This window comes from Sporosarcina koreensis, from assembly GCF_001531445.1.
Taxonomy (GTDB): Bacteria; Bacillota; Bacilli; order Bacillales_A; family Planococcaceae; genus Sporosarcina; species Sporosarcina koreensis_C.
Genome location: NZ_LQYA01000292.1, coordinates 1 through 243, shown reverse-complemented (window position 1 = coordinate 243; position 243 = coordinate 1). Strand labels below are relative to the sequence as shown.

The following is a 243-nucleotide window of genomic DNA, read 5'->3' as shown; positions in this document are numbered from 1 at the left end:
GCTTTAAACTGCAAAATAACACCGCAATCCTTGACACGTTCAGCTTTCTTAAATTCTAGTATAAACAAAAGTTCAGAATAACTTACTCTATCAATCTTTCTTTCTCGCCACGGTCTAGTTTTCCCCGTTTTTGTTTTGTCAAAAAATACATTTGATTCCTTTGGTGCATTTGTGCTATGATTATCTATAGAATTTTGAAAACGCATATAAAAAGCCCCCATGTTATTTAGTTTTGATCTTAGT

1 pseudogene is annotated in these 243 nt (G+C 32.5%); it reads right to left on the bottom strand.

What is annotated here, in order from left to right:
• Window positions 1-206 (bottom strand): annotated as a pseudogene (locus AWV70_RS21995) (hypothetical protein); the annotation flags it as partial.
• Window positions 207-243 lie beyond the last annotated feature (37 nt).